The 22613-nt window shown below is 68.2% G+C and carries 22 protein-coding genes and 2 pseudogenes; 10 read left to right on the top strand and 14 right to left on the bottom strand.

The window, feature by feature from the left end:
- Positions 1–5: 5 nt before the first annotated feature.
- A complete protein-coding gene (locus JVH1_RS09955) occupies positions 6–1061 on the bottom strand; it encodes a Gfo/Idh/MocA family oxidoreductase (protein WP_009478300.1) in 1056 nt (351 codons plus the stop codon).
- Positions 1062–1203: 142 nt separating this feature from the next.
- On the opposite strand from JVH1_RS09955, the gene JVH1_RS09960 reads away from it, so the two are divergent.
- The gene (locus JVH1_RS09960) at positions 1204–2229 is read left to right on the top strand and encodes a LacI family DNA-binding transcriptional regulator (RefSeq protein ID WP_009478299.1); all 1026 of its coding nucleotides are present in this window, start codon (positions 1204–1206) and stop codon (positions 2227–2229) included.
- Positions 2230–2244: 15 nt separating this feature from the next.
- Here the strand turns inward: JVH1_RS09960 and JVH1_RS09965 are convergent, their stop codons facing one another.
- Positions 2245–2610 carry a VOC family protein gene (locus tag JVH1_RS09965; RefSeq protein ID WP_011597464.1) on the bottom strand — a complete coding sequence of 122 codons (366 nt, stop codon included), beginning with the start codon at positions 2608–2610 and terminating at the stop codon, positions 2245–2247.
- Positions 2611–2619: 9 nt separating this feature from the next.
- Positions 2620–3540 (bottom strand): LysR family transcriptional regulator, encoded by a 921-nt coding sequence (locus JVH1_RS09970; RefSeq protein ID WP_011597463.1) that lies wholly within the window; start codon positions 3538–3540, stop codon positions 2620–2622.
- Between the two features lie 155 nt (positions 3541–3695).
- On the opposite strand from JVH1_RS09970, the gene JVH1_RS09975 reads away from it, so the two are divergent.
- From JVH1_RS09975 to JVH1_RS09985, 3 genes are all read left to right on the top strand, one after another.
- Positions 3696–5006, top strand: coding sequence for a CitMHS family transporter (locus JVH1_RS09975; protein ID WP_009478296.1), 1311 nt, complete (start codon positions 3696–3698; stop codon positions 5004–5006).
- 67 nt (positions 5007–5073) lie between these two features.
- Positions 5074–6447: an acyclic terpene utilization AtuA family protein gene (locus tag JVH1_RS09980; RefSeq protein WP_009478295.1), complete on the top strand. Its 1374-nt coding sequence runs from the start codon at positions 5074–5076 to the stop codon at positions 6445–6447.
- Entirely contained in the window at positions 6444–6764 is a 321-nt protein-coding gene (locus JVH1_RS09985; protein WP_009478294.1) for a hypothetical protein, read from the top strand. The genes JVH1_RS09980 and JVH1_RS09985 overlap by 4 nt, the downstream gene beginning before the upstream one ends.
- Positions 6765–6768: 4 nt before the next feature.
- Here the strand turns inward: JVH1_RS09985 and JVH1_RS09990 are convergent, their stop codons facing one another.
- From JVH1_RS09990 to JVH1_RS10020, 7 genes are read right to left on the bottom strand one after another with little or no spacing between them, the layout of a single operon-like run.
- Positions 6769–8163, bottom strand: a complete 1395-nt coding sequence (locus tag JVH1_RS09990) for an AMP-binding protein (protein ID WP_009478293.1) — start codon at positions 8161–8163, stop codon at positions 6769–6771.
- Positions 8156–8758, bottom strand: a complete 603-nt coding sequence (locus JVH1_RS09995; RefSeq protein WP_009478292.1) for an energy-coupling factor transporter transmembrane protein EcfT — start codon at positions 8756–8758, stop codon at positions 8156–8158. Before JVH1_RS09995 ends, JVH1_RS09990 begins: the two co-directional genes overlap by 8 nt.
- Complete coding sequence (locus tag JVH1_RS10000) at positions 8755–9435, bottom strand: energy-coupling factor ABC transporter ATP-binding protein (RefSeq protein ID WP_009478291.1); 681 nt, start codon at positions 9433–9435, stop codon at positions 8755–8757. Before JVH1_RS10000 ends, JVH1_RS09995 begins: the two co-directional genes overlap by 4 nt.
- Positions 9432–10559, bottom strand: coding sequence for a thiolase family protein (locus JVH1_RS10005; RefSeq protein WP_009478290.1), 1128 nt, complete (start codon positions 10557–10559; stop codon positions 9432–9434). The genes JVH1_RS10000 and JVH1_RS10005 overlap by 4 nt, the downstream gene beginning before the upstream one ends.
- Positions 10556–11677: a class I adenylate-forming enzyme family protein gene (locus JVH1_RS10010; protein ID WP_009478289.1), complete on the bottom strand. Its 1122-nt coding sequence runs from the start codon at positions 11675–11677 to the stop codon at positions 10556–10558. Before JVH1_RS10010 ends, JVH1_RS10005 begins: the two co-directional genes overlap by 4 nt.
- Positions 11674–12258, bottom strand: coding sequence for a biotin transporter BioY (locus tag JVH1_RS10015; protein ID WP_009478288.1), 585 nt, complete (start codon positions 12256–12258; stop codon positions 11674–11676). Before JVH1_RS10015 ends, JVH1_RS10010 begins: the two co-directional genes overlap by 4 nt.
- A 41-nt stretch (positions 12259–12299) precedes the next feature.
- Positions 12300–13190: a DMT family transporter gene (locus tag JVH1_RS10020; RefSeq protein WP_083849824.1), complete on the bottom strand. Its 891-nt coding sequence runs from the start codon at positions 13188–13190 to the stop codon at positions 12300–12302.
- 83 nt (positions 13191–13273) lie between these two features.
- On the opposite strand from JVH1_RS10020, the gene JVH1_RS10025 reads away from it, so the two are divergent.
- Complete coding sequence (locus JVH1_RS10025; protein WP_009478286.1) at positions 13274–14152, top strand: LysR family transcriptional regulator; 879 nt, start codon at positions 13274–13276, stop codon at positions 14150–14152.
- On the opposite strand, the gene JVH1_RS10030 is transcribed toward JVH1_RS10025, so the two are convergent.
- Both JVH1_RS10030 and JVH1_RS10035 read right to left on the bottom strand, forming a co-directional pair.
- Complete coding sequence (locus JVH1_RS10030) at positions 14149–15150, bottom strand: sugar phosphate isomerase/epimerase (RefSeq protein ID WP_009478285.1); 1002 nt, start codon at positions 15148–15150, stop codon at positions 14149–14151. The two genes, JVH1_RS10025 and JVH1_RS10030, sit on opposite strands and share 4 nt — an antisense overlap.
- A gap of 50 nt (positions 15151–15200) precedes the next feature.
- Positions 15201–16379 carry a Gfo/Idh/MocA family protein gene (locus tag JVH1_RS10035; RefSeq protein WP_009478284.1) on the bottom strand — a complete coding sequence of 393 codons (1179 nt, stop codon included), beginning with the start codon at positions 16377–16379 and terminating at the stop codon, positions 15201–15203.
- A 270-nt stretch (positions 16380–16649) separates the two neighbouring features.
- Between JVH1_RS10035 and JVH1_RS10040 the strand changes: the two are divergent.
- The 3 genes and pseudogenes from JVH1_RS10040 to JVH1_RS10050 form a co-directional block, all read left to right on the top strand.
- Positions 16650–16721: pseudogene (locus JVH1_RS10040) on the top strand (hypothetical protein); the annotation flags it as partial.
- A gap of 385 nt (positions 16722–17106) precedes the next feature.
- Positions 17107–17400 (top strand): annotated as a pseudogene (locus JVH1_RS10045) (salicylate 1-monooxygenase); the annotation flags it as partial.
- Between the two features lie 119 nt (positions 17401–17519).
- Positions 17520–17705, top strand: a complete 186-nt coding sequence (locus JVH1_RS10050) for a hypothetical protein (protein ID WP_009478282.1) — start codon at positions 17520–17522, stop codon at positions 17703–17705.
- 13 nt (positions 17706–17718) lie between these two features.
- Here JVH1_RS10050 and JVH1_RS10055 read toward each other — a convergent pair whose 3' ends face one another.
- Entirely contained in the window at positions 17719–18786 is a 1068-nt protein-coding gene (locus tag JVH1_RS10055; protein WP_083849828.1) for a LacI family DNA-binding transcriptional regulator, read from the bottom strand.
- Positions 18787–18900: 114 nt separating this feature from the next.
- Between JVH1_RS10055 and JVH1_RS10060 the strand changes: the two genes are divergently transcribed.
- Both JVH1_RS10060 and JVH1_RS10065 read left to right on the top strand, forming a co-directional pair.
- Positions 18901–19810, top strand: a protein-coding gene (locus JVH1_RS10060; protein WP_255284983.1) for an IS5 family transposase whose coding sequence is annotated in 2 segments (ribosomal slippage) — positions 18901–19251 and positions 19253–19810 — 909 coding nt in all. Because the reading frame shifts where the segments join, the coding sequence is not laid out codon by codon here.
- Between the two features lie 260 nt (positions 19811–20070).
- Positions 20071–21324 carry an acyl-CoA dehydrogenase family protein gene (locus JVH1_RS10065; RefSeq protein WP_009478280.1) on the top strand — a complete coding sequence of 418 codons (1254 nt, stop codon included), beginning with the start codon at positions 20071–20073 and terminating at the stop codon, positions 21322–21324.
- On the opposite strand, the gene JVH1_RS10070 is transcribed toward JVH1_RS10065, so the two are convergent.
- Positions 21282–22325: a helix-turn-helix domain-containing protein gene (locus tag JVH1_RS10070; protein WP_083849823.1), complete on the bottom strand. Its 1044-nt coding sequence runs from the start codon at positions 22323–22325 to the stop codon at positions 21282–21284. The genes JVH1_RS10065 and JVH1_RS10070 overlap by 43 nt on opposite strands.
- Between the last annotated feature and the right edge of the window lie 288 nt (positions 22326–22613).

The following is a 22613-nucleotide window of genomic DNA, read 5'->3' on the forward strand; positions in this document are numbered from 1 at the left end:
CGGTGTCACCCGTCCAGGTCGACGGCGGAGCCGGTCTCGACGCTGCGGATGGCGGCGAGTGCGATCGACAGCGCGGTGCGGGCGTCCTGGCCTGTGACGACGGCCGGTGTGTGAGTGCGGATCGCGTCGACGAAGGCGGTCAGTTCCCCCAGGTACGCGGAGTGCAGGAGGTCGGTGTCGCGGCGCGCGGTGTCGGCGTGCATCCCGTCGGGCCCGTAGTACGTCATGTCGGTGCTGAGCCCGCTGCCTGCGGTGATCATGCCGCCGGAGCCGAACACCTCGGCGCGCACGTCGTATCCGTACAGCGCACTGAAGCTCGCCTCCGCCGTGGCGATGGCGCCGTTGTCGAACTGGACCGTCACCACTGCGGTGTCGAGGTGGCCCGCGCCCTTGGCGTCCGGTCGCACCAGGGCGTCGGCCACGGCATGCACCCGCACCGGGCGGGCATCCGGGTTGAGGAAGCAGAGGGTGTCGAAGTCGTGAATGAGCGTTTCGAGGAAGATCGTCCATTGCGGAACGCGTGCCGGATCGGCGGTGTACGGCCCGGGATCGCGGGTCAGCGAACGCAGCAACTGCGGGGCCCCGACTTTCTGCGCGTCGATCGCGGCGCGGGCGGCGGCGAATCCGGGAGCGAATCGGCGATTGAAGCCGACCTGCAGGACGATGCCCGCGTCGGCGGCCGCCGCTATGGCTCGGTCGGCGTCCGCGAGGGTCACCGCCATCGGCTTCTCGACGAACACGTGCTTGCCGGCGGCCGCGGCCGCGACGACCAGGTCCGTATGACTCCGCGCGGGGGCGGTGATCAGCACCGCATCGACCTCGTCGCTGGTGAGTACGTCGTCGACGGTCGTGGTGGCGAGTGACGCTCCCAACGTGGTGGCGAGACGCTGCGCGGACTCGCCGACCGGGTCGCTGACTGCGACGAGCGACGCCCCGGGGACCAGGCGGGCCACGATCTCCGCGTGATTCGAGCCGATGCGTCCGGCACCGATCAACGCGATGCGTACCGGGTGGGAAGCGGGCGCCGTCGAGTGGACGGTTGCGGCTTCGGTGAGTGACATGGGTGCGCTCCAGTGCAGTGAAAGGGCGGAGGTCGAGGCGAACTAGTACGTTCTAGTTCTAGACCGTAGAACTCGTGCGATCATTGGTCAAGAGCAGCCTCGAGCGCAGCAGCGCGGGGCCCGGAAGACAGGAGCCGTGCACGTGGTCGAACCGGTGGCGGGATCGACCGGCGGCGCCCGCCCGACGATGGGCGACGTAGCGCGAGCAGCAGGAGTCTCCACAGCGCTAGTCTCGATCGTGATGCGCGGCGTTCCCGGGGCCAGCGAGGCCACCCGCAGGCGCGTGCTCGACATCGCCGACGAGATGGGCTACGTTCCCGACCGTCGCGCACAGAAACTGCGCCAGGCCAGTTCCCGGTTGCTCGGAGTCGTGTTCGAACTGCAGCAGCCGTTCCACGGCGATCTCGTCGAACAGATCTACGCGGCGGCCACCCGCCGGGGCTATGACGTGATGCTCAGCGCGGTCGCCCCGAGTCGCGCCGAGAAGGTCGCCGTCCAGGCGCTCATGCGGGAGCGCTGCGAGGCCGCGATCCTCCTCGGCACCCGGTTCGACACCGATGAGCTCGGCGCGCTGGCCGACCGCGTGCCCGCCCTCGTCGTGGCGCGCGCGAGCGGCTTGCCCGGAGTCGGTGCCGTGCGGGGCGACGACGTCGCCGGCATCACCCTGGCCGTCGACCACCTCACCGAACTCGGGCACCGGAACATCGCGCACATCGACGGCGCCGACGCTCCCGGCGGTGCGGACCGGCGGGCCGGATTCCTGGCCGCGATGGACCGGCACGGACTGTCGGCTTCGGCAACGGTCGTGACGGGCGGTACGACGGAAACCGAAGGCGCAGAAGGCATGCACACACTTCTGGAGATGCCCACTCCCCCGACAGCCGTCGTCGCCTTCAACGACCGGTGCGCCACCGGCGTGCTCGACCTACTGGTCCGCCGTGGCCGGGACGTGCCCGCGGACATCTCCGTCGTGGGCTACGACGACTCCCGCCTGGCGAGGATTCCGCACGTGCAGATGACGACGATCTCCCAGGACGCGACGCACATGGCCGAGGCCGCCGTCGACGGAGCGCTGGCTCAGATCGCCGGCGACAAGGCCGTCGACCTCGTGCTCGCGCCGCACCTCGTCCGCCGCGCGACCACCGGCCCTGTCGCACACCGCGACTAGATTCGCTGCCGGATACTAAGCCGCCGACCAGACACCGAGTTCGTTGCCACTCGGATCGGTGAAGTGGAAGCGGCGCCCGCCGGGAAAGTCGTACGGGCCGTTGACCACGATGCCACCGGCCGCGCGCACCGCATCCACCGACGCGTCGAGGTCCACCGAGTACAGCAGCACCAGCGGTCCCCCTGCCGGCTTCCGTTCCGGCACCTGCAGCAGGCCGCCGACTTCCTCACCGTCCGCACCGACGATCCCCGCGTACTGCGGGCCGTAGGGATTGAACTCCCAGCCGAATGCCGAGCGGTAGAATGCTTCCGCGTCCGCGAGGTCCGTGACCGACAACTCCACGTAATTCAGTCGATGATGATCTGCGCCAGAAGGTGACATGCCGGAACTCTAGCCGGAATCGGCTCCTCGATCAGGAGTTCGGTCGGCGAGAAGCATGTTCACGAAACCGCGGGTGCTCGCCGTCTGGGGTCGGCCGGCGACCTGAACGAGGGAGATGGTGCGTTCGACCGTCGGCTGCAGGGGTATGTGGACGAGTCCGGCGAACGAGATCATGGGAAGCACGAGTTCGGGTACCGCGGTGACGCCGAGCCCGGCCGCCGCCAATCCCGCTACCGCGCCGATGTTCTGCGCCTGCATGACGGGACCGAGTTCGATGCGTGCGTCCTCGACGGCCCGGCGGACGGGCGCCGCGATACTGCTCTCGGGTCCGAACGCGATGAACGGCTGCCCGGCGAGATCCGACCACCTCAGCGCCGGCCGATCGGCGAACGGATGTGTGGGCGCGACAGCGCAATAGAAGGAGTCGCTCGTCAGGACGTCCTGTTGCAGTCCGGGCAGAATGCCCGAGGTGGTGACCAGGGCGAGGTCGACCGTGCCCGAGTACACGGCGTCGAGAACCTCCTGACGTAGTCCGTCCCGGATCTGGAGGCGCACGTCGGGGTGCTGCTCGCGGAAGCTCACCACATAGGGGGGAAGGAACGTGGCCGCGAGTGAGGGCAGGCATGCCACCGTCACGATTCCGCGGTCGCCGGTGACGAATCGTTCGATCTGCGTGAGTCCGTCGTCGAAATCGTGGAGCATCCGCCGGGCATGCTCGATGATCTCGTGCCCGTGCGTGGTCAACTCGACACGGCGAGTGGTGCGTTCGAACAGCGTGACGTCGAGTCTGCGCTCGGCCTCGGCGACCGAGCGGCTCAGCGAGGACTGAGACACGTCGAGTGCGTGGGCCGCCGCGGTGAAGCTCGCGTAGTCGGCGATCGCGACGATGCTCCTCAGGTGCGAGATCCCGAGATTGATGCTCATGCGCATCAGTATGGCCGGTATTCATGCGTTGGGCTGGCGTACCCGCCGCCCGAGCTGCATCACCTCATTCATGAGTTGAACTCATGAATCAATCAACCATTGATATTTGACGCGCAAATGTGAGGCGCGCGACACTGAGACTCCATTTCGAAGGAGGTCACATGGTTGCCGCGCTCGGGTTCGCCACGATCGCTTGTTTCCTGGCGCTGGCGTTCAGCCGCCGGGTCTCGGTGCTCGTCGCACTGATCCTCGTTCCCGTCACGTTCGCGATCGTGGGCGGATGGGCACCCGACCTCGGGGAGATGGTGGGCGACGGTCTGCTGAAGGTCGCGCCCGTCGCCATCATGATCGCCTTCGCGGTCCTGTATTTCAGCCTGATGGTCGACGTGGGACTGTTCGACCCGGCGATCCGCCGGATCGTCCGGTGGGCAGGTGGCAATCCCACCAAGATCGCCGTCGGAACCGCGGTACTGACCCTGCTCGTCGCGCTCGACGGCGACGGAACCTCGACCTTCCTGATCACCATCTCGGCGTTGCTGCCCATCTACCAGAAACTCGGGATGCGCCCGGTCGTCCTCACCGGCATCGTCTGCCTGGCCGCGGGACTGATGAACATGATTCCGTGGGGCGGCCCGACCGTCCGCGCCATGGCCGCGCTCGACCTGACCAGCGCCGACATCTTCACGCCGGTCCTGCCCGCGATGGGCGCCGGGATCCTGTGGGTCCTGTTCGCCGCCTACATGATCGGTCGCACCGAACGTAAGCGGCTCGGCGTGACCGAACTGGCATCTGCCGGCGGCGGTGGTCCCGGCACGCCGCACATCTCCGACGCGCCGGTGCGCACCGGACGCCAACGGGTGGTGATGGCGTTCAATACCGTGCTCACGCTCGTCCTGATCGTGATCCTGCTGTTCCAGTTCGTGCCGCTGGAGGTGGCATTCGCCATCGCATTCGCACTTGCGCTCGCCGTCAACCGCCCGAAGTGGGACGACCAACAGGCCCTGTTCGCGAAGCACGGCGGCAACGTCACCATGGTGGTGGCGATGATCCTCGCGGCAGGCGTGCTCACCGGAATCCTCAACGGCACCGGGATGATCACCGCGATGGCGCAGACCTTCGTCTCCTGGATCCCGCAGTCCGCCGGCTCTCTGATCCCCGTCATCACCGCCGTCACGTCGATGCCGCTCAGTCTGGTCTTCACCCCGGACGCCTACTACTTCGGCGTCGTCCCGGTGCTCGCGGAAACCACGGCATCATTCGGAGGCGACCCCGCGGAGATCGGCCGCGCCGCCATCCTCGGCCAGATGACCACCGGATTCCCGCTCAGCCCGCTGACCGCCGCGACGTTCATCCTGATCGGACTGAGCAAGGTGGACCTCGGCAAGCACCAGCGGTTCATCTTCGGCTGGGCCTTCGGGACCACCATCGTGATGACCGTCGTGGCGCTGCTCACCGGTGCCCTCTCGTTGTAATCGTCCGCGACATCACCGCAGCCGGCCCACCCCACCACCCGTCGAACAAGCAAAGGACTTCGAGCCCGTGACACCATCGAGCACCCGCGACAGAGCCTCGCGGAGCGTGCGACTCGGCGCCGGATCCGGGTTCTCCGGGGATCGCATCGACCCCGCCGAGAAACTCGCCCGGCACGCCGACCTCGACTACCTGATCTTCGAATGCCTCGGCGAACGCACCGTCGCCGCCGGAAACGCGCGCCGCCTCGAGAACCCGGACGAAGGATACGATCCGCTCCTCGCCGCACGCATGCGCGCGGTTCTCCCGCACACGCTCGCGTCCGGGACCACGGTGATCACAAATGCCGGTGCCGCGAACCCTCTCGCCGCTGCCGAACTGGTCTCCGGCATCGCGTCCCGGTCCGCCGACCGGCAGGTGCGCATCGCTGCGATCACGGGCGACGCGGTGCTCGAGCAGGTGCTGCGCCACGACCCCGTCGTGTGGGAAACCGGGAAACGCCTGGCGGAGCACGACGAGGAACTCGTCTCCGCGAACGCGTACATCGGGGCGGAGGCCGTGATCCCCGCGCTCGAACTGGACGCCGACGTCGTCGTCACCGGGCGTCTGGCCGACCCTTCCCTCTACGTCGCCCCGCTCGCCCACCATTTCGGATGGGACCTGGCCGATCACGAAACCGTCGGCGCCGCAACCGCGATCGGGCACTTGCTCGAGTGCGCCGGACAACTCACGGGCGGGTACTACGCGGATCCCGTCACCAAACCGGTGAAGGGCATGGCCGATCTCGGCTTCCCGTTCGCCGACGTCCTCGCCGACGGATCGGCGACATTCGGCAAACTCGACGGGTCTGGCGGCATACTCACCGAACGAACCTGCGCCGAGCAACTCCTGTACGAGGTGGGTGATCCCACCGCCTATCTCACGCCGGACGTCACCGCGGACTTCGGCAACGTGTCGTTCACCAGCGTCGGACCCGACCGGGTCGCCATCACCGGTGCGACGGGGCGCCCCCGGCCGCAGCAGCTGAAGGTCACCCTCGGCTTCCGCGGCGGCTGGCTCGGTGAGGGGCAGATCAGCTACGCGGGCCCGCGTGCCTACCCCCGCGCCCGGCTCGCCGCGGACATCGTCGCCGAACGGCTCGTGGACGTGCACGGTTTTACCGAGGCCGCCGTCTCCGTCGAATACATCGGCGCCGGTGCGGCTTTCCGCGGCCTCGACACGGACACCGATGCCCGCGAGGTTCGACTGCGAGTGACCGCCCGCGCACGTACCCGCGAGGAAGCCGACCTCGTCGGCTGGGAAGTGGAAAGTCTGTACACCAACGGACCGGCCGGCGGCGGCGGTGCCCGGCGCTCGGCGACCGAGGTACTCGCGATCCGCTCGTGCACCCTCCCCCGCGACCTCGCATCCACCCGGGTGCATCTCACGGAGGTGACGAAATGACCACGCCCGCAACGGTTCAGAAGATCGACACCCTCGCCGACGTCCGTGCCGGCGACAAGGGGGACACGCTCATCCTCGCCGTGCTGGCCCGGGACGACGCCGCCTACCGTCATCTCGCCCGGAGACTGACCGAGGACGTCGTCGCCGCCCACTACCCTGGACTGATCACCGGCCCGGCCCGGCGCACCTGCCAGCCGAACCTGATGGCGATGGTGTTCGAGTTGCCGGGCGTCCTCGGCGGCGGCGTCACGGGTTCACCCGCACTCGACGGCCACGGCAAGACGCTGGGCTATCACCTGCTGAGCCTCGAAATCTGACGGGTTACGCGGGATTCCGGTCCCGAGACGCCGACAGGGTGGCGGCGAGCGCCTGACGGTCGAGCTTGCCGCGCGGCGTGCGTGGCAAGCTGTCGACCGCGAGTACCTCAACCGGCATGCTCGGGCTGGGTAACGTGGCGCGCAGATGCCGCCAGATCTCGCCGGAACTCGGCCCGTCGCCGTCCATCACGATCGCGGCGGCCGGTGCCTCGCCCATCCGGCTGTCGGGCACTCCGATGCACGCGGCCTCCGAGATCCCGGGGAGTGCGGTCAACGCCGCCTCGATGGCCGCGGGTTCCACATTGAGTCCCGCCCGGATCACCGTGTCGCTGTCGCGACCGAACAACTGCAGGCTGTTGCCCGCCACCCGGCCTCGGTCCCCCACCGTCATCCACCCGTCGGCGGGGCCGTTCACCACGCCGTCCTCGGTGAGGTAGCCGTCGAACAGCATGTCGCTGCGCACGTGAACGAGGCCCTCGCGAATCTCTGCGTCGACGCCGTCGAACAGTTCGCCTGCCGCATGCTCGTCGGCGGCGCCGACACCCCGGTCGAAGGACACGAAGCTCAGTTCGGATGCGCCGTAGAAGTGCACGAGCGACGCATTCGGCAGCACCTCCTGCAACGCCTCACGCCCGGTGCGTGGCCACCGGGCCGCCGACGACAGCACCTCACGGACGCTGCCGACCGGACCGATCCCCGACCGCACCACGTCCCAGGCGATGGTGGGTACCGAGTACAGATGTGTGGCCGCGTCGCGCAGCGAGTGCGTGACCGGTCGCAGATCCACCGTCACACCGCGAGTGAGCCCGTGCAGCGCGCCGTACAGGAAATGGGTGTGGTCGAGAACTCCGGGCACCGCCACGCGGTCGCCGCTGCCGATGTCGAACGTCTCGTCCGAGCGGTCGAGGGTCGTGGCCCACGATCGCTGGTTGCGCACGAACAGCTTCGGCTCACCGGTGGTGCCGGACGTGATGCCGACCAGCAGTTCGGCGTCGGGACGCGCCCGGTCCGCGGCGCCGCCGGATTCGAGGCTGTCCGCCATCTCGACGGTCCCGTCGAATCCCAGTCTCCGTAGCCTGGTGTGCTGGTGTGACGCGGCCACCACGGCGCCGGGTTTCGCGAGCTCGAGCACCCGCGTCAGTTGCGCGGGCAGGAGATGCCGATGCAGCAGCACGACACTGACTCCCGCGTGCATCGCCGCCGTCACCACGACCAGCGACCCGACATCCGACGTCGGCAGCACGGCGACCCGGTTCATGCCGTCGAGCCCGGCGGCGGTGCGTGTGACCCGCGACCAGAACCGGCCGTAGTCGACGGTCTCGCGCGTGGACACGACCGCTGTCGTCTCCGGGTTCTCGGCGGCCCGTCGAGCGACACGCTCGGCGAGCAGCTCAGTCATCGTCCACTCCCCGTGCGACGAGGGCGTCGCCCATCGCATCCGCGGTCCGGAGGGCGCGGACCAGAACCGGTGTGGCCAGCGCCGTCATCGACCATTGCAACCCGCGCGCCTTCCGCGCCTGCGCCACCTCCTGCACGATTCCCGTCAACAGCGGGATACACCGGATCGCCAACGCGAGCAGGAGTCCGATCCGGTCCGGGTCGACCCCGAACCTCCGCAGGGGCCCGAGTGCGCGCGACACCGTGTCGAGCATGTCGGTGACCCTGGTGGTGAGCGTGACCAACGCGGCGAGCGCCACCGAGATCAGCAGCACCCCGCACACGACGATCGCGCGCGCGGGCGAGGTGATCAGCACCTGGAACACGGCGATGATCAACAACATCCACACCACCGGACGCAACTGCGCCACGGCGACCCGCCACGGAATGCCAGCCACCGCGAACAGCAGGCCCACCACCAGGATGACGAGACCGACCTCGAGCGGGGTACGCACGAACACGGTGGCGGTGACGATCGACGCGATCAACAGCAACAGTTTCAGCCCGGCGGGCATCCTGTGCAGGAGCGAGTCGCCCGGGCGGTACAGGCCGATCATTCGACCAACTGCCGGTACGCGGGGACGGCGTCGTCCGGGCTGCCGTCGAATGCGACGAGACCGTCGTCGATGACGATGACCCTTTCGAAACTCTCCAGCAGCGCCAGTTGGTGGGTCACGACGATCACCTGCTGGTCCATCGAATCGAGTGCTTCGGCGACGACGCGGGCGTTCCGCAGATCCAGCAGTGTGGTCGGCTCGTCGGCGATGATCACCTCGGGCCTGCGGATGAGGACGGCACCGATGGCGAGCAACTGCTTCTGGCCACCGGACAGCAGGTGCGCGGGGTGATCGGCGTGCTGGTCGAGCCGGAACCGCACCAGGATCTCCTCGACGCGGGCGGCGATCTCCGGCTTGCTCAGACCGGACCGGCGCAGCGAGAACGCCAGGTCCTCGGACACTGTGGGCATGACGATCTGGGTGTCTGGGTCGGTGAACACGAACCCGACCTTGCGGCGCACCTGGGCGCCCTTTTTGGCGGCGTCGACACCGTCGACCGTGACGGTGCCGGAGGTGGGCTTCAGCAACCCGTTGATCATGCGCGCCAGGGTCGACTTGCCGGAACCGTTGGATCCGATGATGCCGACGCGACGCTCGGAGAATCGCAGGTCGACGCCGCGGAGCACCGGGCGGTCCCCGAAGGCATGCGTCACCGAATCGAAGACGATCTCACTCACGACACGCGCTCCACGAGCATCGCGATGCCCTGTCCGCCGCCGATGGCGCAGGCCGCGAGCCCGAGCGCGGGTCCGTCCTCGCGCAGCATCTGACTTGCCAAGCGCACCAGCAAGATCGCTCCCGACGCTCCCCATGGGTGTCCCATGGCGATGGCGCCGCCCTGCGGGCAGATCACGGATTCGTCCAGGCCGAGTTCGTCCGACACCGCCAGGACCACCGACGCGAAGGCCTCGGTGATCTCGACGACGCCCAGATCCGCCACGTCGTATCCGGTTCTCTTCAGAAGTTTGCGGATCGCGGGGACCGGTCCGAGACCGGGCAGCGCCGGGTCCGATCCCGCGACGGCCGAGCCGAGGATTCGCAACGCAGGCAGTCCGGCGGACAGCGACTCCGTCGTCACCGCCAGCACGGCGGCGCCGTCCGAGATGCCGCAGGAGTTCCCCGCCGTAGCCGTTCCGCCCGCTCCGAAACTGGGGCGCAGCCGCGCGAGCCTGGCCTCGGTCATGCCTGCGCGAATGCGCTGGTCCCGCGCGATGTCACCGATCGGCACGATTTCCGACGAGAAGTCGGCGGCTGCGGCGAGCGTGTGCGACCGCGCCGCGTACGCGTCCTGCCGCTCACGGCTGATACCGCGTACCCGCGCGAGTTCGTCCGCGGCCGCTCCCATGTCGGGGTCGGGGAAGTCTTGCGGCGCAAAGGGAGCGCGGGTGTAGCGCACCGGATCGGCGCCCGACACCGGCGGCCAGAACCGCCACGGCGCCGTGCTCGCCGATTCGACGCCGCCGGCCAGAATCAGCTCGTCGGCACCGCTGCGCACGCGGAGCGCGGCCTGCATCACCGCGTCGAGGCCGGAACCGCACTGCCGGTCGACGGTGACACCGGGAACCTCCACGCCCATCCCCGCCTGCAGGGCCGCGACCCGCGCGGGATCACCGCCCGGCCCGAGACAGTTGCCGAGGACGACGTCGTCGACCTCGGCGTCGAGGCCCGACTCCCGCAGCGACGTCAGGACATCGCACAACACCGGGGCGGCCAGATCGGTGGTGGTCAGATCGGCGAACCCGTGCCCGGCATTGCCGATCGGCGTCCGGCGCGGCGCCACCAGAACAGGGACAGAGCTCATGCCAGCCAGTCTCTCACTCGGCCGCGGGCGACCTTGCCACTGGCGGTCCGCGGCATCGACTCGATCGGCACCCAGCGGCGGGGCAGGGCTTCCTTCGTCAGCATCCGGCGTGCTCGGGAACGGACGTCACCGATCTCCGCGGCGCCGTCTAGCTCCACCACGGCGGTGACGGTCTCGCCGAGCACCGAATGCGGCGACCCGACGACGGCGGCCGCGGCGATACCATCGACCGTCTCGAGGATGCGCTCGACGTCCTCGGCAACCACCGTGGTGCCGCCGACGTTGATCGCGGATTCGCCCCGGCCGCGCACCGTCAGCTCGCCATCATTTCCGAGTTCGGCCAGGTCACCGACGCCGAACCACTCCGGGACTCCGATCACGCTGTACGGCGACCGGACGTACAGCAGACCGTCGCGGATGTCGGCGTCGACGCCGTCCAGCAGCCGGAGCGGTTCGGGCACCCGGCGTGCCGCGACGAGGGAGAGTTCCGCGGCGCCGTAATACTCGACGATCTCGATGCCCTCCGCCACCGCGCGGGCGCCGTCGTCCAGGGCGGTCCCGGCGACGATCGCCGTGCGCAGCTTCGGGGCCTTCCCCACGACCTCACGGAGAACGGCGGGAACGGCGTGCACGACTGTCGCGCGGGACGGGTCGTCGGTGACGCACGCGCCGCGCCACAACGCGTGCACGGCGCCGAACAGATGCATCGTGGCGTGCAACGGGCCGGTGATCAGCACGTGGTCGGTCGCGTCGATGCCGGTGATCGCGGTGAAGGCGGGGAAGCTGTCGAACCAGGAGGCCGCGGTGCGCGCGAGCGGACGCGGGCTGCCGGTGGAGCCGGACGTCGCGACCAGCAGAAACGCGGACGGTGGAATCACCGTGCGGTCCGGGCGCGCGTCGGGGTTCTCGACGATCACCGCCGTCCCCTGCCGCGCCGCCGCGCACACACAGATCAGGGCGTCCGGGACCGGCAACGTCGACGCGTCGTAGGCTGACGCACCCGAGCCGTGCTCGAGGATCCATCGGTCGATGGCACGGTCGAGTTCGGCGTACGTGTAGGTGCGGTCTTCGAAATCGAGAGCAGGCTGATCGCCGGAGCCGCCGAGTTCGGAACTCACGTACGGATCAGGCCGGGGTACGCGCGATGCACGCTCTTGGCGACCACGGTCGCGACGACGACCTTCAGCAGGTCGCCGGGGATGAAGGCGAAGTTGGTGGTGATGGCGGCGCCGACACCCAGATCGGTGCGGAGCAGGAGTCCGGCGGTGCCGAAGACGTAGATGACGACGATCCCGCCGAGGGCGTTGATCAGGAGACCGAAAACGATCGGGTACTTCGGCAGGATCCGAGCGGTGAGGAGGCCGATGACCAGCGTCGCGGGAATCCAGCCGATGAGGTATCCGGCGCTCGGGCCTGCGAGCGCGGTCAGTCCGGTCCGGCCACCGGACAGCAGGGGCAGGCCGATGAGGGTCAGTGCGATGAACACCGCGACGGCGGCTGTGCCCTTGCGAGCGCCCAGCACCGCGCCGGCGAGGATGACGCCGAGCGTCTGCAGTGTGATCGGCACTCCGCTGAAGCCGACCGTGATGGCGCCGGGCAGTCCCAGCGCCGCGATCAGCGCGGCGAACACCGCGATCTGCGCCATGTCCCGCGCTGAAATACCGAGCCTCGACACCCGAGCACTCTCGACACCTGCCATGACGACTCCTCTTGCTGCAAACTTGAACGACGTTCAAGGTATCAGGTCGGTGCGGACAACGGTGCGGCAGACTCCGTGACGTCGCCCTGGTCGGGCGTCGTGCGCGCCCCGGCCCGCGCCGCCCCGACTCCCGCCGCGACCACGAAGCAGATACCGGCGACGGCAGCGTGGTCCGGAATCTGGTGCAACACCACGAGCCCGATGATCAACGCGAACGCCGGTTCCAGACTCATCAGCGTCCCGAACGCCGCGGTGTTCAGCCGGCGCAGGGCGAGCATCTCCAGCGTGAACGGCACGACCGGGAGCAGTATCGCCAAACCCAGCCCGATGATCAACAGGTCCGGCGTCATCTTTCCGAGCATCGACGGCCCTCCCACCGCGGTCGCGACCACCCCGGCGACCGGCATGGACACCGCGAGCCCGTTGAGACCCGCCACCTCGTCGCCCACGCGCTGGGTGAGCACGATGTAGAGGGCCCAGCACGCGGCCGCGCCCAGCGCGAACAGGATTCCGACCGGGTCGACGCCGCCGGCCCAGGGTTGCGTCAGCAGCAGCACCCCCACGGCCGCCAACGCCGGCCACTTCAGGCGACCTCGTCCGTGCAGAACAGCGACACCGAGGGGCCCGAGGAACTCCAGCGCGCTGGCTGTTCCCAAGGGGATCCGGTCCACCGCGGCCATGAACAGCAGGGTGACCGCCGCCGTGACCACTCCGAGCAGAACACACGCGCCGAGGGACGAACGCGTGAACGCCTTCGGCCGAGGCCGCACGATCACGGCCAGCAATACCCCCGCCCACGCCAGGCGCAACCAGGCGGCGCCCTCGGCGCCGACGCGCTCGGACACGCCCACGGAGATGGCGAGTCCGCTCTGTACGCACAGCATCGAGGTCAGCGCCATCGTCGCGCCGACGTGGGTCGAGTTCCTGGTCATGCCTGCATTGAATGACACCTCGACCGTTCACGTCCACGTGACTTTCATGGACAAACCGTTCGGATATCGCGAACAATTGGGGAGTGGATACCCGCCGCCTGCATCTCCTGCTCGAGCTCTCCCGCCTCGGCTCCATGCGCGAGGTCGCCGAGACACACCGGCTGACCACCTCGACCGTCTCCCAGCAGATCGCCGCACTGGCGAAGGAGACGGGTGCGCAGCTCGTCGAACCGACCGGCCGCCGGGTGCGGCTCACTCCGGCCGGTCGCCGGCTGGCCGACCACGCCGTCACCATCCTCGCGGCCGTCGACGCCGCCCGGCTCGACCTCGACCCCCACGCCGAGCCGGTCGGCACCCTGCGCGTCGGGGGTTTCGCGACCGGCATCCGGGTGTCGCTGCTCCCGGTCGTCGCCGAACTGGCCCGCACCCACACCCAGGTGGACGTGGTGATCAGCGAGTACGAGCCGGTCGAGGCGTTCGCGTTGCTCGCCGACGACGAACTCGATCTCGCACTGACCTACGACTACAACCTGGCACCGGCATCCCCGGGCACCGCGCTCGAGGCCGTCCCGTTGTGGTCGACTCCCTGGGGACTCGGCGTCCCCGCGCCCGCCGGCGACGAACCCGCAGACGTCGCCGCCTACGCCGGTTCACCCTGGATCGTGAACTCCCGCAACACCGCCGACGAGGACGCCGTCCGCACCCTCGCCTCGCTCGCGGGATTCACACCGCAGATCGCCCACCAGATCGACAGCCTCGACCTCGTCGAGGACCTCGTCGCCGCCGGCTACGGGGTGGGTCTGCTGCCCGCCGACCGTCCCACGCGCAAGGAAGTCACGGTCCGCCCGCTCACCAACCCGAAGGTGGTGCTGACGGCCTACGCCGTGACCCGCCGCGGAAGGTCGACCTGGCCGCCGCTGCGGCTGGTCCTCGACCGCCTGGCCGCCGTCACCGGTGTCTAGCGGGAGGCTACGGCGGAAGCCGCGTCCTTCAGGGTGCGGGCCGCGACCTGCAGTCCCTCGAGCTGTCCCAGTTCGACGTCCTCGTGTTCGATGTTGACCGCCATGTCGGGGTCGACCCGCTGCAGCGCAGCGAGGAAACGGGACCAGAAATCGACGTCGTGTCCGCGGCCGACGGCGACGAAGTCCCACGCCGAGTCCTCGGGCCACTTGTTGACGACGTGCTTGCCACCGAGTCCGGTGGGGTTCTGGTCGGCCGGGATGCGGGTGAACCGGTCGTCGAGAACACCGTAGATCTTGCAGTTCTCGTTGATCCGGGTGTCCTTCGCCGCGGCGTGGAAGACGAGGTCGCCGAGCCAGTCGACCGCGGCGACCGGATCGATGCCCTGCCAGAACAGGTGCGACGGGTCCATCTCGGCGCCGACGTTCGTCGCACCGGTCTTCTCGACCAGACGCTTCAGGGTCGGCGGGTTGAACACCAGGTTCTGCGGGTGCATCTCGATCGCGACCTTGACACCGTTCTCACGGGCGAGCGCGTCGATCTCCTTCCAGAACGGCACCCCGACCTGATCCCACTGGTAGTCGAGGGAGTCGAGGTAGCCGCTGTCCCACGTGTTCACGTGCCATGCCGGCCACTGGCCGCCGGCGTGCGCGGCGGGCAGCCCGGACATCGTGACCACCCGGTCCACACCGAGCAGGCCGGCGACCTTGATGGCGTTGCGCAGGTCCTCGGCGTCCTCGGGGCCCACCTCGGGATCCGCGTGCAGCGGGTTGCCGTTGCAGTTCAGCCCGGCGATGGAGACGCCGGTCTCGTCGAAGACCTTCAGGTACTCCTGCGGTGACACCTCACCGGAGAGGAGTTCCTTGACGGGCAGGTGCGGGGTGGGCAGGAAGCCGCCCGCGTTGATCTCCGCGCCTTCGAGTCCGAGGGACGCGATGGTCTCCAGCGCCTCGCGCAGGCTGCGGTCGTGCAGGACGGCGGTGTACACACCGAGTTTCATGAGGGTTCCTTGCGTGGTGGGAAGCAGTTGGGGTTCAGGGGTTTTGCTGTTCAGCCGATCTTGACTGCTGCTCCGTCGGCGCGGGCGGACTCCGCGACGGCGGTGACGATCTGCATGCCGCGCAGGGCGTGGGCGAAGGACGGCAGCGGGCCGAGGACGTCGATGCCGGCGATCTGGTCGAGGAACGCACGGGCCTGGTAGGCGAAGAACTCCGCCTTGCCGTGGCCGACGCCGCCGGCATCCATCGGCAGGCCGCCCTGGATGTACGGGTGCTGCGGTCCGATGATCACCCGACGCTGACCGTTCACGGTGCGGTCGAGGCCCTCGCTCGACACCGAGAATTCCGCTGCGCGAGCCAGGTCGAACGCCGCGGAGCCGGACGTCCCGAACAGCTCGAAACCGAGCCCGTCCGGAAGCTGGTGCGCGACACGGGAAGCGGAGAACGTTCCGACCGCGCCGTTCTGGAAGCGCGCCGTGAACGTCGCGAGGTCCTCGTTCTCGACGGGTGCCATCTCACCGGTGGTCTCGGCCTTGGTGTGGCCGTAGGTGACTCCGGCAGGCACGGGACGCTCCGTGATCACCGTGGCGAAGGTCGCGCCACTGATCTCGACGATCGGACCGCACACGAATTCGGCCATGTCGAGCAGGTGGCTGCCGACGTCCGCCAGCGCACCGGTTCCGGGACCGCCGCGGTACCGCCAGGTGATCGGCGAGGCGGGGTCGAGGCCGTAGTCGCACCAGTAGTGCCCGTTGAAGTGGATGATGTCGCCGAGGCGGCCCGTCGCGAGTTCGTCGCGGATCGCCTGGATGGCCGGCGACCGGCGGTAGGTGTACCCGACCATCGCGATCGTGTCGGCGTCCGCGGCGGCCGCGACCATGGCCTCGGCGTCCGCGATGGACCCGGCCAGGGGCTTCTCGCACAGCACGTGCTTCCCCGCAGCGAGGAGGCCTTCGACGATCTCCCGATGCAGCTGGTTGGCGACGACGACGCTGACGGCGTCGATGTCCGGCGATTCGGCAATGGCCTGCCAGCTGTACTCGGCCCGCTCGTACCCGTACCGCTTCGCGGTGTCGTCGGCGACGGCCTGGTTGGTGTCGGCAATCGCGACCAGACGCACGTCGGGGCGGTCGGTTCCGAACAGCGTCGACGCCATGCGATATCCGGCGGCGTGCGCTCGTCCGGCCATGCCGCCGCCGATGACGGCGACACCGATCGAGTTGGAAGTCATGAGTGGAAGCCTTTCGGTGTGATGTTGACCCGGCGGGAGTGCCCGTCGGCTACCCGCAGACACCCGCACGAGAGTGAAGACGCCCTCCGGCTAGTTCGGTCTATTTGACCGGTCTAGTACGACTACTATGAGCCGAGTCACGACACCCTGTCAAGCCCCGGCCCGGCGGGCCGGCAAGCAAGCCGCACCCCTTGACGAACACCCCTTCCCCGCGCACTCTGAAGACTTTCACTGAGCATTGATTCAGTGAATGACAGTTCAGGAGGAAGCATGGAGGCCATCGTCGCAGGCGGAGGTGTGGCCGGGACCGCGACTGCAAACGCATTGCGCCGCATCGGTTCCGACGTCACCCTCTACGAAACACACTCCGATCCGGCAGGACAGGTGGGCTCATTTCTGAGTCTGGCATCCAACGGACTGCGGGCGCTGGAGGCGCTCGGTTGCCTGGACCAGGTGCAGCAGGCCGGTTTCGCGGTGCCCACTCAGCGAATGTGGTCCAGTACGGGCAGGCTGCTCGCGGAAGTTCCGCGCGGACGGCTGTCGGGGGGGTCCGCCGTTCAGCACGGCGCTGATGCGCGGTTCCCTGGTCGAGGTGCCGCGGAAGTGCGCAACGCAGGCCGGTGTACGGATCGTCACGGGCCGTCGACTGGTAGGCGCCGAGCCCGCGGGCGACGGTGTCCGCGCGCAGTTCGCCGACGGCGTCCCGGCCGAGACCGGCACGTTCAACATGGTCTTCGCGCGCAGCGGCGCCTTTCTCCACATCCCGGCTCCGGACGGAACCGTGTGGTGGTCCGCGCAGGTTGCCGATCCCCGGCCACCGAAACCGACAGATGTCGGCGACGACCGGTGGCTCGACCGACTCGCCGAGCTGTACCGGTTCGAGCCGCAGCCGCTCGAGATCATCAGGGCGACCGCGCAATTGCACCGTCCGACGCTCATGCACACGCTGGCCGAAGTCCCCATCTGGCACGATGAACGCGTCGTCCTCGTCGGCGACGCCGCCCACCCGGTCGGCGCGGGGCAGGGCGCCTCCATGGCCATCGAAGACGCCGTGGTCCTGGCCCGGGCACTCGCCGAGGCCGACTCGACCGGGAAGGTCTTGCCGAGTACGACCGGCTCCGGCGCGCCCGAATCGGGAAGATGGCCAAGGCGGCCCGCACCAACCGCGACGCCAAGACCAGCGGCCCGCTCGTGCGCCGGCTCCGCGACCTCGTCCTGCCGATCGCCTTCGGGCACTTCTACGAAAGGGCCACCACCTGGCTCTACACCCACGATCTGGGCACACTGCCCGCGCAGGCGGAGCAACCCCGGCCCGCCGAACACTGACGACCGTCGCAGGTCAGGACACGCCCGACCGGGATCCGTCCACCGGCACGGGCGCGGGCCCGGTGGTACGACGCGCGACGAGCCGCGGCCGGAGGACGGTCGCCACCGATTCGGTCCTCCCCCGGTCCAGCCGCTGGATGACCGCATCCACCGCGGTGGCGGCCTGCTCCCGCGGTTGCTGATTGACCGACGTCAGATCGATGTGCGCCAGCTGGGCGAGCACGCTGTCGTCGTATCCGGAGACCGAGACGTCTTCGGGGATCCGCACACCCCTGCTCCGCAGTTCGCCGATCAGCCCGATGGCACTGCGGTCGTTGGCCGCGATCACCGCGGTGGGAAGCTGCGACCGCCCGAGCAGAGTGCCCGCGGCGGCCGTTCCGGCGCTGTCGGTGAAATCGCCCTCGACGACGTCGATATCGAGTCCGTGACGACGCATGGCACGGGTGTACCCCGACCTCCGGTCGGCTGCAATCGTGCCCGTACCCCCGCTGAGGTGCGTGATCCGGCGATGTCCCAGCTCCACGAGATGGTCGACGACGGTGCCGATCCCCTTGCCGTCCGCCGTCCGCACGACGTCGACCGCGCTGTCACCGACGCGGCGGCCGACCACGACCACCGGTACCCGTTCCCCGAGCGTGTCGAGCACGTCGGCGCCGAGTTCGGTGCCGAGCAGGATCAGGGCTTCGCAGCGGAAATCGAGCAGCGTTTCGACGACTTTCGGTTCGGCGTGCGTGGGAGTCAGGGCGCCGAGCACCACCTCGTACCCGTGCTCGTCGGCGGCGGCGACGATGTACTCGACCATCTCGGCGTGGAAGCTGTTGCGAATATCCGCCATCACACCCACGAGGTGGGTCCGCCGGAGCGACATCAGGGCGGCCGTACGGTTCGGTCGGTACCCGAGCTCGTCCGCGACGTCGAGGACCCGATTCCGTGTCTCCGCACTCGGTCCGGGAACGCGACGAAACACCATGGAGACCAATGCCTTCGACACGCCCACGCGGTCGGCGATGTCCTGCATGGTGACGGCCTGCCGGGGCATCGGAACGGAGCCGCCGCTCCGGGCGTCGTCGTCGTTTCGCATGTGCAGACCCTTTCGCTCGCCGAGCACGCGGCACACCCAGAGTATCCGACATAGACCGAAGTACTAGGGCGTGTCTCCCAATGATTTGGGGTGTTGTGCTGCAGACTCTTCGCTGTGGCAGACGTTGTTAATCGGTTTGAGGTGTTGACGGACAAGCAGTGGGAGTTGCTTGCGCTGCTGTTGCCCAGTTCGGATGGGCTGCGGGGGCGGAAGTTCCAGAACAGCCGGCTCGTGGTGGAGGGGATGCTCTACCGGCTGCGTACCGGGCTCCCGTGGCGGGATCTACCTGCGCATTTCGGCCCCTGGAAGACGGTGTGGAAACGGCACCGACGCTACGCCGGGGATGGAACGTGGGATCGGGTACTCATAGCCCTGGCGGCGATGGCCGATGCCGGTGGCGACCTGGATTGGGCGGTGTCGGTGGATTCCACCGTGGTGCGGGTGCACCAGCACGGCGCCAACGCCGCGCGTGACACAGGGGGATCTACCGAATTACACGAATCTGCTTGACGAACCGGTCGATCACGGCATCGGCCGGTCCCGCGGCGGGCTGACCTGCAAAGTCCACCTGGCATGCGATGGCGACGGACGTCCCTTGTCGGTGCTGGTGGGTCCTGGCCAGGCAGGCGACAGCCCGATGTTCGGCCCGCTCCTGGAGGGCATCTGCGTGCCGCGCATCGGTGGCGGCGCACCCCGCACGCGCCCGGACGAGGTCCGTGCCGACAAGGCGTACACATCCAAGGCCAATCGAGAACTGCTACGCAGCAAGGGCATCAAGGCGGTCATTCCCGAGAAGTCCGATCAGGTGGCCAACCGCAAGAACAAGGGCAGCGCGGGCGGTCGGCCACCGAACTTCGATGCCGAGTCATACAAGGGCCGCAACGTGGTGGAAAGGGCCTTCAACAAGGCAAAACAGTGGCGAGCGGTGGCAACCCGGTATGACAAGCTTGCCCTGACTTACCGGGCTGGATTCCTTCTCGCCGGCATCGTCGAATGGCTCAAACTATTGGGAGACATGCCCTAGACCGGGCTACCTACCCGACCGCAGCTAGCCGAACAGTCCGGGCGGCACGACGAGAACCACCGAGCCCTGCACGAAGCGGCGCAGCGGATCGCCGGCGCTGCCGACTGATCGGTCGGCAACAGGGATCGATCAGGTCTTGGCGCAACCATCCACGAGTTTTGGCGCAACCGTCCAATTTCGAGGGCCGGCGCGGGACCACTATTGATGTGTCACGCCCGGACGTGTCCGGGGTCACACAATCGACGGAGGATCTGATCCCAATGGCAATCGACTTCGACCTGAGTCCAGACCAGGCGGCCCTGCAGAAGGCGGCGCGAGCCTTCGCCGACGAGCGGCTCAGTCTCGTTGAAGGCGTCATCGCCCCACTTCCGACGCCTGAGGCGCGCTTCGCGGCGATCAAACCGTTCTATCAGGACATGGTGCATGCCGGATTCCTCAAAGCGTTGCTGCCGGTCGAGTACGGCGGCACGGCTATGCCGTCGCTCGATTTCGCCTTGGCGGCAGAAGAACTCACCCGTGCCGACATCAATGTTCCCAGTGCGCTGCTCGGCACCGGATTGGGGCTGCAGCCCATCATCCACTTCGGAACCGCGGATCAGAAATCCAGGTTCCTGCCGCCCTTCGCCGGCAGTGAACCGTTACTCGCGGCGTGGGCGTTCACCGAGACCGCCGGCGGCGCGAACTTCGACAATGCGGATGCCTCGGCAGGTGTGCAGACCTTCGCGCGCTTGGACGGCGACGAATGGGTGATCAACGGGGACAAACACTTCACCACCAATGGTTCGGGATGGGACGGCAACGGTGCTGCGCTGATCAGCGTTCTCTGCCGTACGGATCCGACACTTCCCTTGAACGAGTCGATGGCCGTGATCGTCGTACCCGGGGACACGCCCGGCGTCGCTGTCGAGTCCTATATCGACACCATGGGGCACCGTGCCACGGCATCACCTCGCATCACCTTCACCGACGTGCGCGTGCCGGCCGGAAACATCATCGGAAAGCCCGGTGACGGCATGGAGATCGTCCGGAAGACGTTCAACTGGACCTCGTCGATCATCGGGGCTGCGTGTGTCGGCCGGATGCGGGCGGCATTCGACTACGCCTTCACCTTCGCGAAGAGCGACAGACGTTCGGGCCCGGTCCCGATCATCGACTACCAAAACGTCGGGTACATGCTGGTCGACATCAAGACCCGCATCGAGGCCGCTCGATACTTCACCTGGAAAGCATGCGACCTCTACGACAAGACGGGCGGCGCGGACGAAGAGCTCGGCCACATGGTCAAGATCTACGCGTCCGAACTTGCGGTACAGGTGGTGTACGACACGATGCGCGTGGTGGGAGTGAACTCCTACGGAGACCAGACACCAATCGCCGGAATCATGGAAGACGTCCTGTGCTTCCCGCTCTACGACGGGGGCAACATGGGCGTTCGGCGCCGGCAGCTCCATGCCCTGATGAAGCGGTCGGACTACGATCCGATGCTGTCCGCCGCCGGAATCGTGGCAGGTTGACCTCGTACGACCGGTCGGTCACCCGACGCTCTGCTCGCGATGCGAAATTCCGTGGGCGTGCAACCGAGACAGCTCTGAAACGTGCGGGTGAGGTGGGAGCTGTCGTAGAAGCCCCACCGCGCAGCGATCTCACTCACGGTCACCGAGTCGGGCGCCACCGCCAGGTCCTGCATCGCCCCCTGCAGGCGTTCGTCCCGAACACACTCCGCGAACGTGGCGCCGACCGCCTGGAACAGGCGGTGCAGCGTTCGCACCGAGACGGCGGCTTCGCGCGCGGCGGCCGCCGCGGTAACCCGGCCCAGAGGGACTGCTGAGCGAATGTAATGGCGGACGACCTGGCGGAGCGCCGCGTCACGACCTTCGGTGCGGGTTCCTCCGGCCGGGGGCTCCGTTACTGCGGCGAGAACATCCGTGAAAGAACGCTCGAGCGTTCTCACCGTGGTCTGGTCGAAGGCGGGGCGCTCCCGCCAGAGGGAAGACATCATTGCCCCGACGACGTTTCCCGGTCCGCTCGTCGTGTCGATGGCGCGCGCCGTCGCTCCGACGCCCCGCACGTTCGCGCTCCACTGATCCCGAGGAATGCGAAATGACAACACCCGCCAACTGGCCGTGTCGTCCGGCTCCCGGAACTCGAGGGTGTACGGGCGCGTCGTGTCGAACACGGCATAGCTGCCCGGATGGACGATGCAACGGCGTCCATCCTGCTCTCCGTAACACGTTCCCTCCAACTGCAGATTCACGAACAAGGCGTCCAGGGGTGCGCGGCGAACTTCCCTGGGACCGTGGGTCAGTAGCTGTGTGCACGAGGAGATCTCGGCGCAGTTGGTCTCGACCAGTGCCTCCGAGCGCACCCACCCGGGAATACCGTCCGGGGTCGCGCTACGCGCAGTCTGGGCACGCCCACGCTGAGGTGCCAGTGGAGTGAAGGCTTCACACACGACATCACCCCAGTAACTCGCCTGATCGCGAGTGCTCAGACCTGAGGTGGACCAATACGGCATGACACCTCCCGGTTTCTGGGCAGGGTCACCGGTGCCGGGTACTCGGAACCGGTGCCTGTTGCACTCCAAATTCTGCGCGTTCCGACGGGGTTGTCAAGAAACTGTCCGGTTTCCACACAGATGACGTTCGGCGCGGGAGACTAGCGTCGTCCACGAGCCGGCGAATGACGAACTGCACTGCGGTTCCCGGCAATTGACGATCTTCCGCGCGGAGAGAGAGCCGCGCCACCGTTCGAGACCACAGTTCACATCCCTGCCCACCATCGGCCGACAGGCCAAATACACCAT

It is taken from the genome of Rhodococcus sp. JVH1 (assembly GCF_000280725.2).
GTDB lineage: Bacteria > Actinomycetota > Actinomycetes > Mycobacteriales > Mycobacteriaceae > Rhodococcus_F > Rhodococcus_F jostii_A.

Bases quoted from the DNA above. Each gene is read 5' to 3' on its own strand.
- JVH1_RS09955 (WP_009478300.1), bottom strand. From the start codon at position 1,061: ATGTCACTCACCGAAGCCGCAACCGTCCACTCGACGGCGCCCGCTTCC.
- JVH1_RS09965 (WP_011597464.1), bottom strand. From the start codon at position 2,610: ATGTCACCTTCTGGCGCAGATCATCATCGACTGAATTACGTGGAGTTG.
- JVH1_RS09970 (WP_011597463.1), bottom strand. From the start codon at position 3,540: ATGCGCATGAGCATCAATCTCGGGATCTCGCACCTGAGGAGCATCGTC.
- JVH1_RS09975 (WP_009478296.1), top strand. From the start codon at position 3,696: ATGGTTGCCGCGCTCGGGTTCGCCACGATCGCTTGTTTCCTGGCGCTG.
- JVH1_RS09985 (WP_009478294.1), top strand. From the start codon at position 6,444: ATGACCACGCCCGCAACGGTTCAGAAGATCGACACCCTCGCCGACGTC.
- JVH1_RS09990 (WP_009478293.1), bottom strand. From the start codon at position 8,163: ATGACTGAGCTGCTCGCCGAGCGTGTCGCTCGACGGGCCGCCGAGAAC.
- JVH1_RS09995 (WP_009478292.1), bottom strand. From the start codon at position 8,758: ATGATCGGCCTGTACCGCCCGGGCGACTCGCTCCTGCACAGGATGCCC.
- JVH1_RS10005 (WP_009478290.1), bottom strand. From the start codon at position 10,559: ATGAGCTCTGTCCCTGTTCTGGTGGCGCCGCGCCGGACGCCGATCGGC.
- JVH1_RS10015 (WP_009478288.1), bottom strand. From the start codon at position 12,258: ATGGCAGGTGTCGAGAGTGCTCGGGTGTCGAGGCTCGGTATTTCAGCG.
- JVH1_RS10020 (WP_083849824.1), bottom strand. From the start codon at position 13,190: ATGACCAGGAACTCGACCCACGTCGGCGCGACGATGGCGCTGACCTCG.
- JVH1_RS10030 (WP_009478285.1), bottom strand. From the start codon at position 15,150: ATGAAACTCGGTGTGTACACCGCCGTCCTGCACGACCGCAGCCTGCGC.
- JVH1_RS10035 (WP_009478284.1), bottom strand. From the start codon at position 16,379: ATGACTTCCAACTCGATCGGTGTCGCCGTCATCGGCGGCGGCATGGCC.
- JVH1_RS10050 (WP_009478282.1), top strand. From the start codon at position 17,520: ATGGCCAAGGCGGCCCGCACCAACCGCGACGCCAAGACCAGCGGCCCG.
- JVH1_RS10055 (WP_083849828.1), bottom strand. From the start codon at position 18,786: ATGCGAAACGACGACGACGCCCGGAGCGGCGGCTCCGTTCCGATGCCC.
- JVH1_RS10065 (WP_009478280.1), top strand. From the start codon at position 20,071: ATGGCAATCGACTTCGACCTGAGTCCAGACCAGGCGGCCCTGCAGAAG.
- JVH1_RS10070 (WP_083849823.1), bottom strand. From the start codon at position 22,325: ATGCCGTATTGGTCCACCTCAGGTCTGAGCACTCGCGATCAGGCGAGT.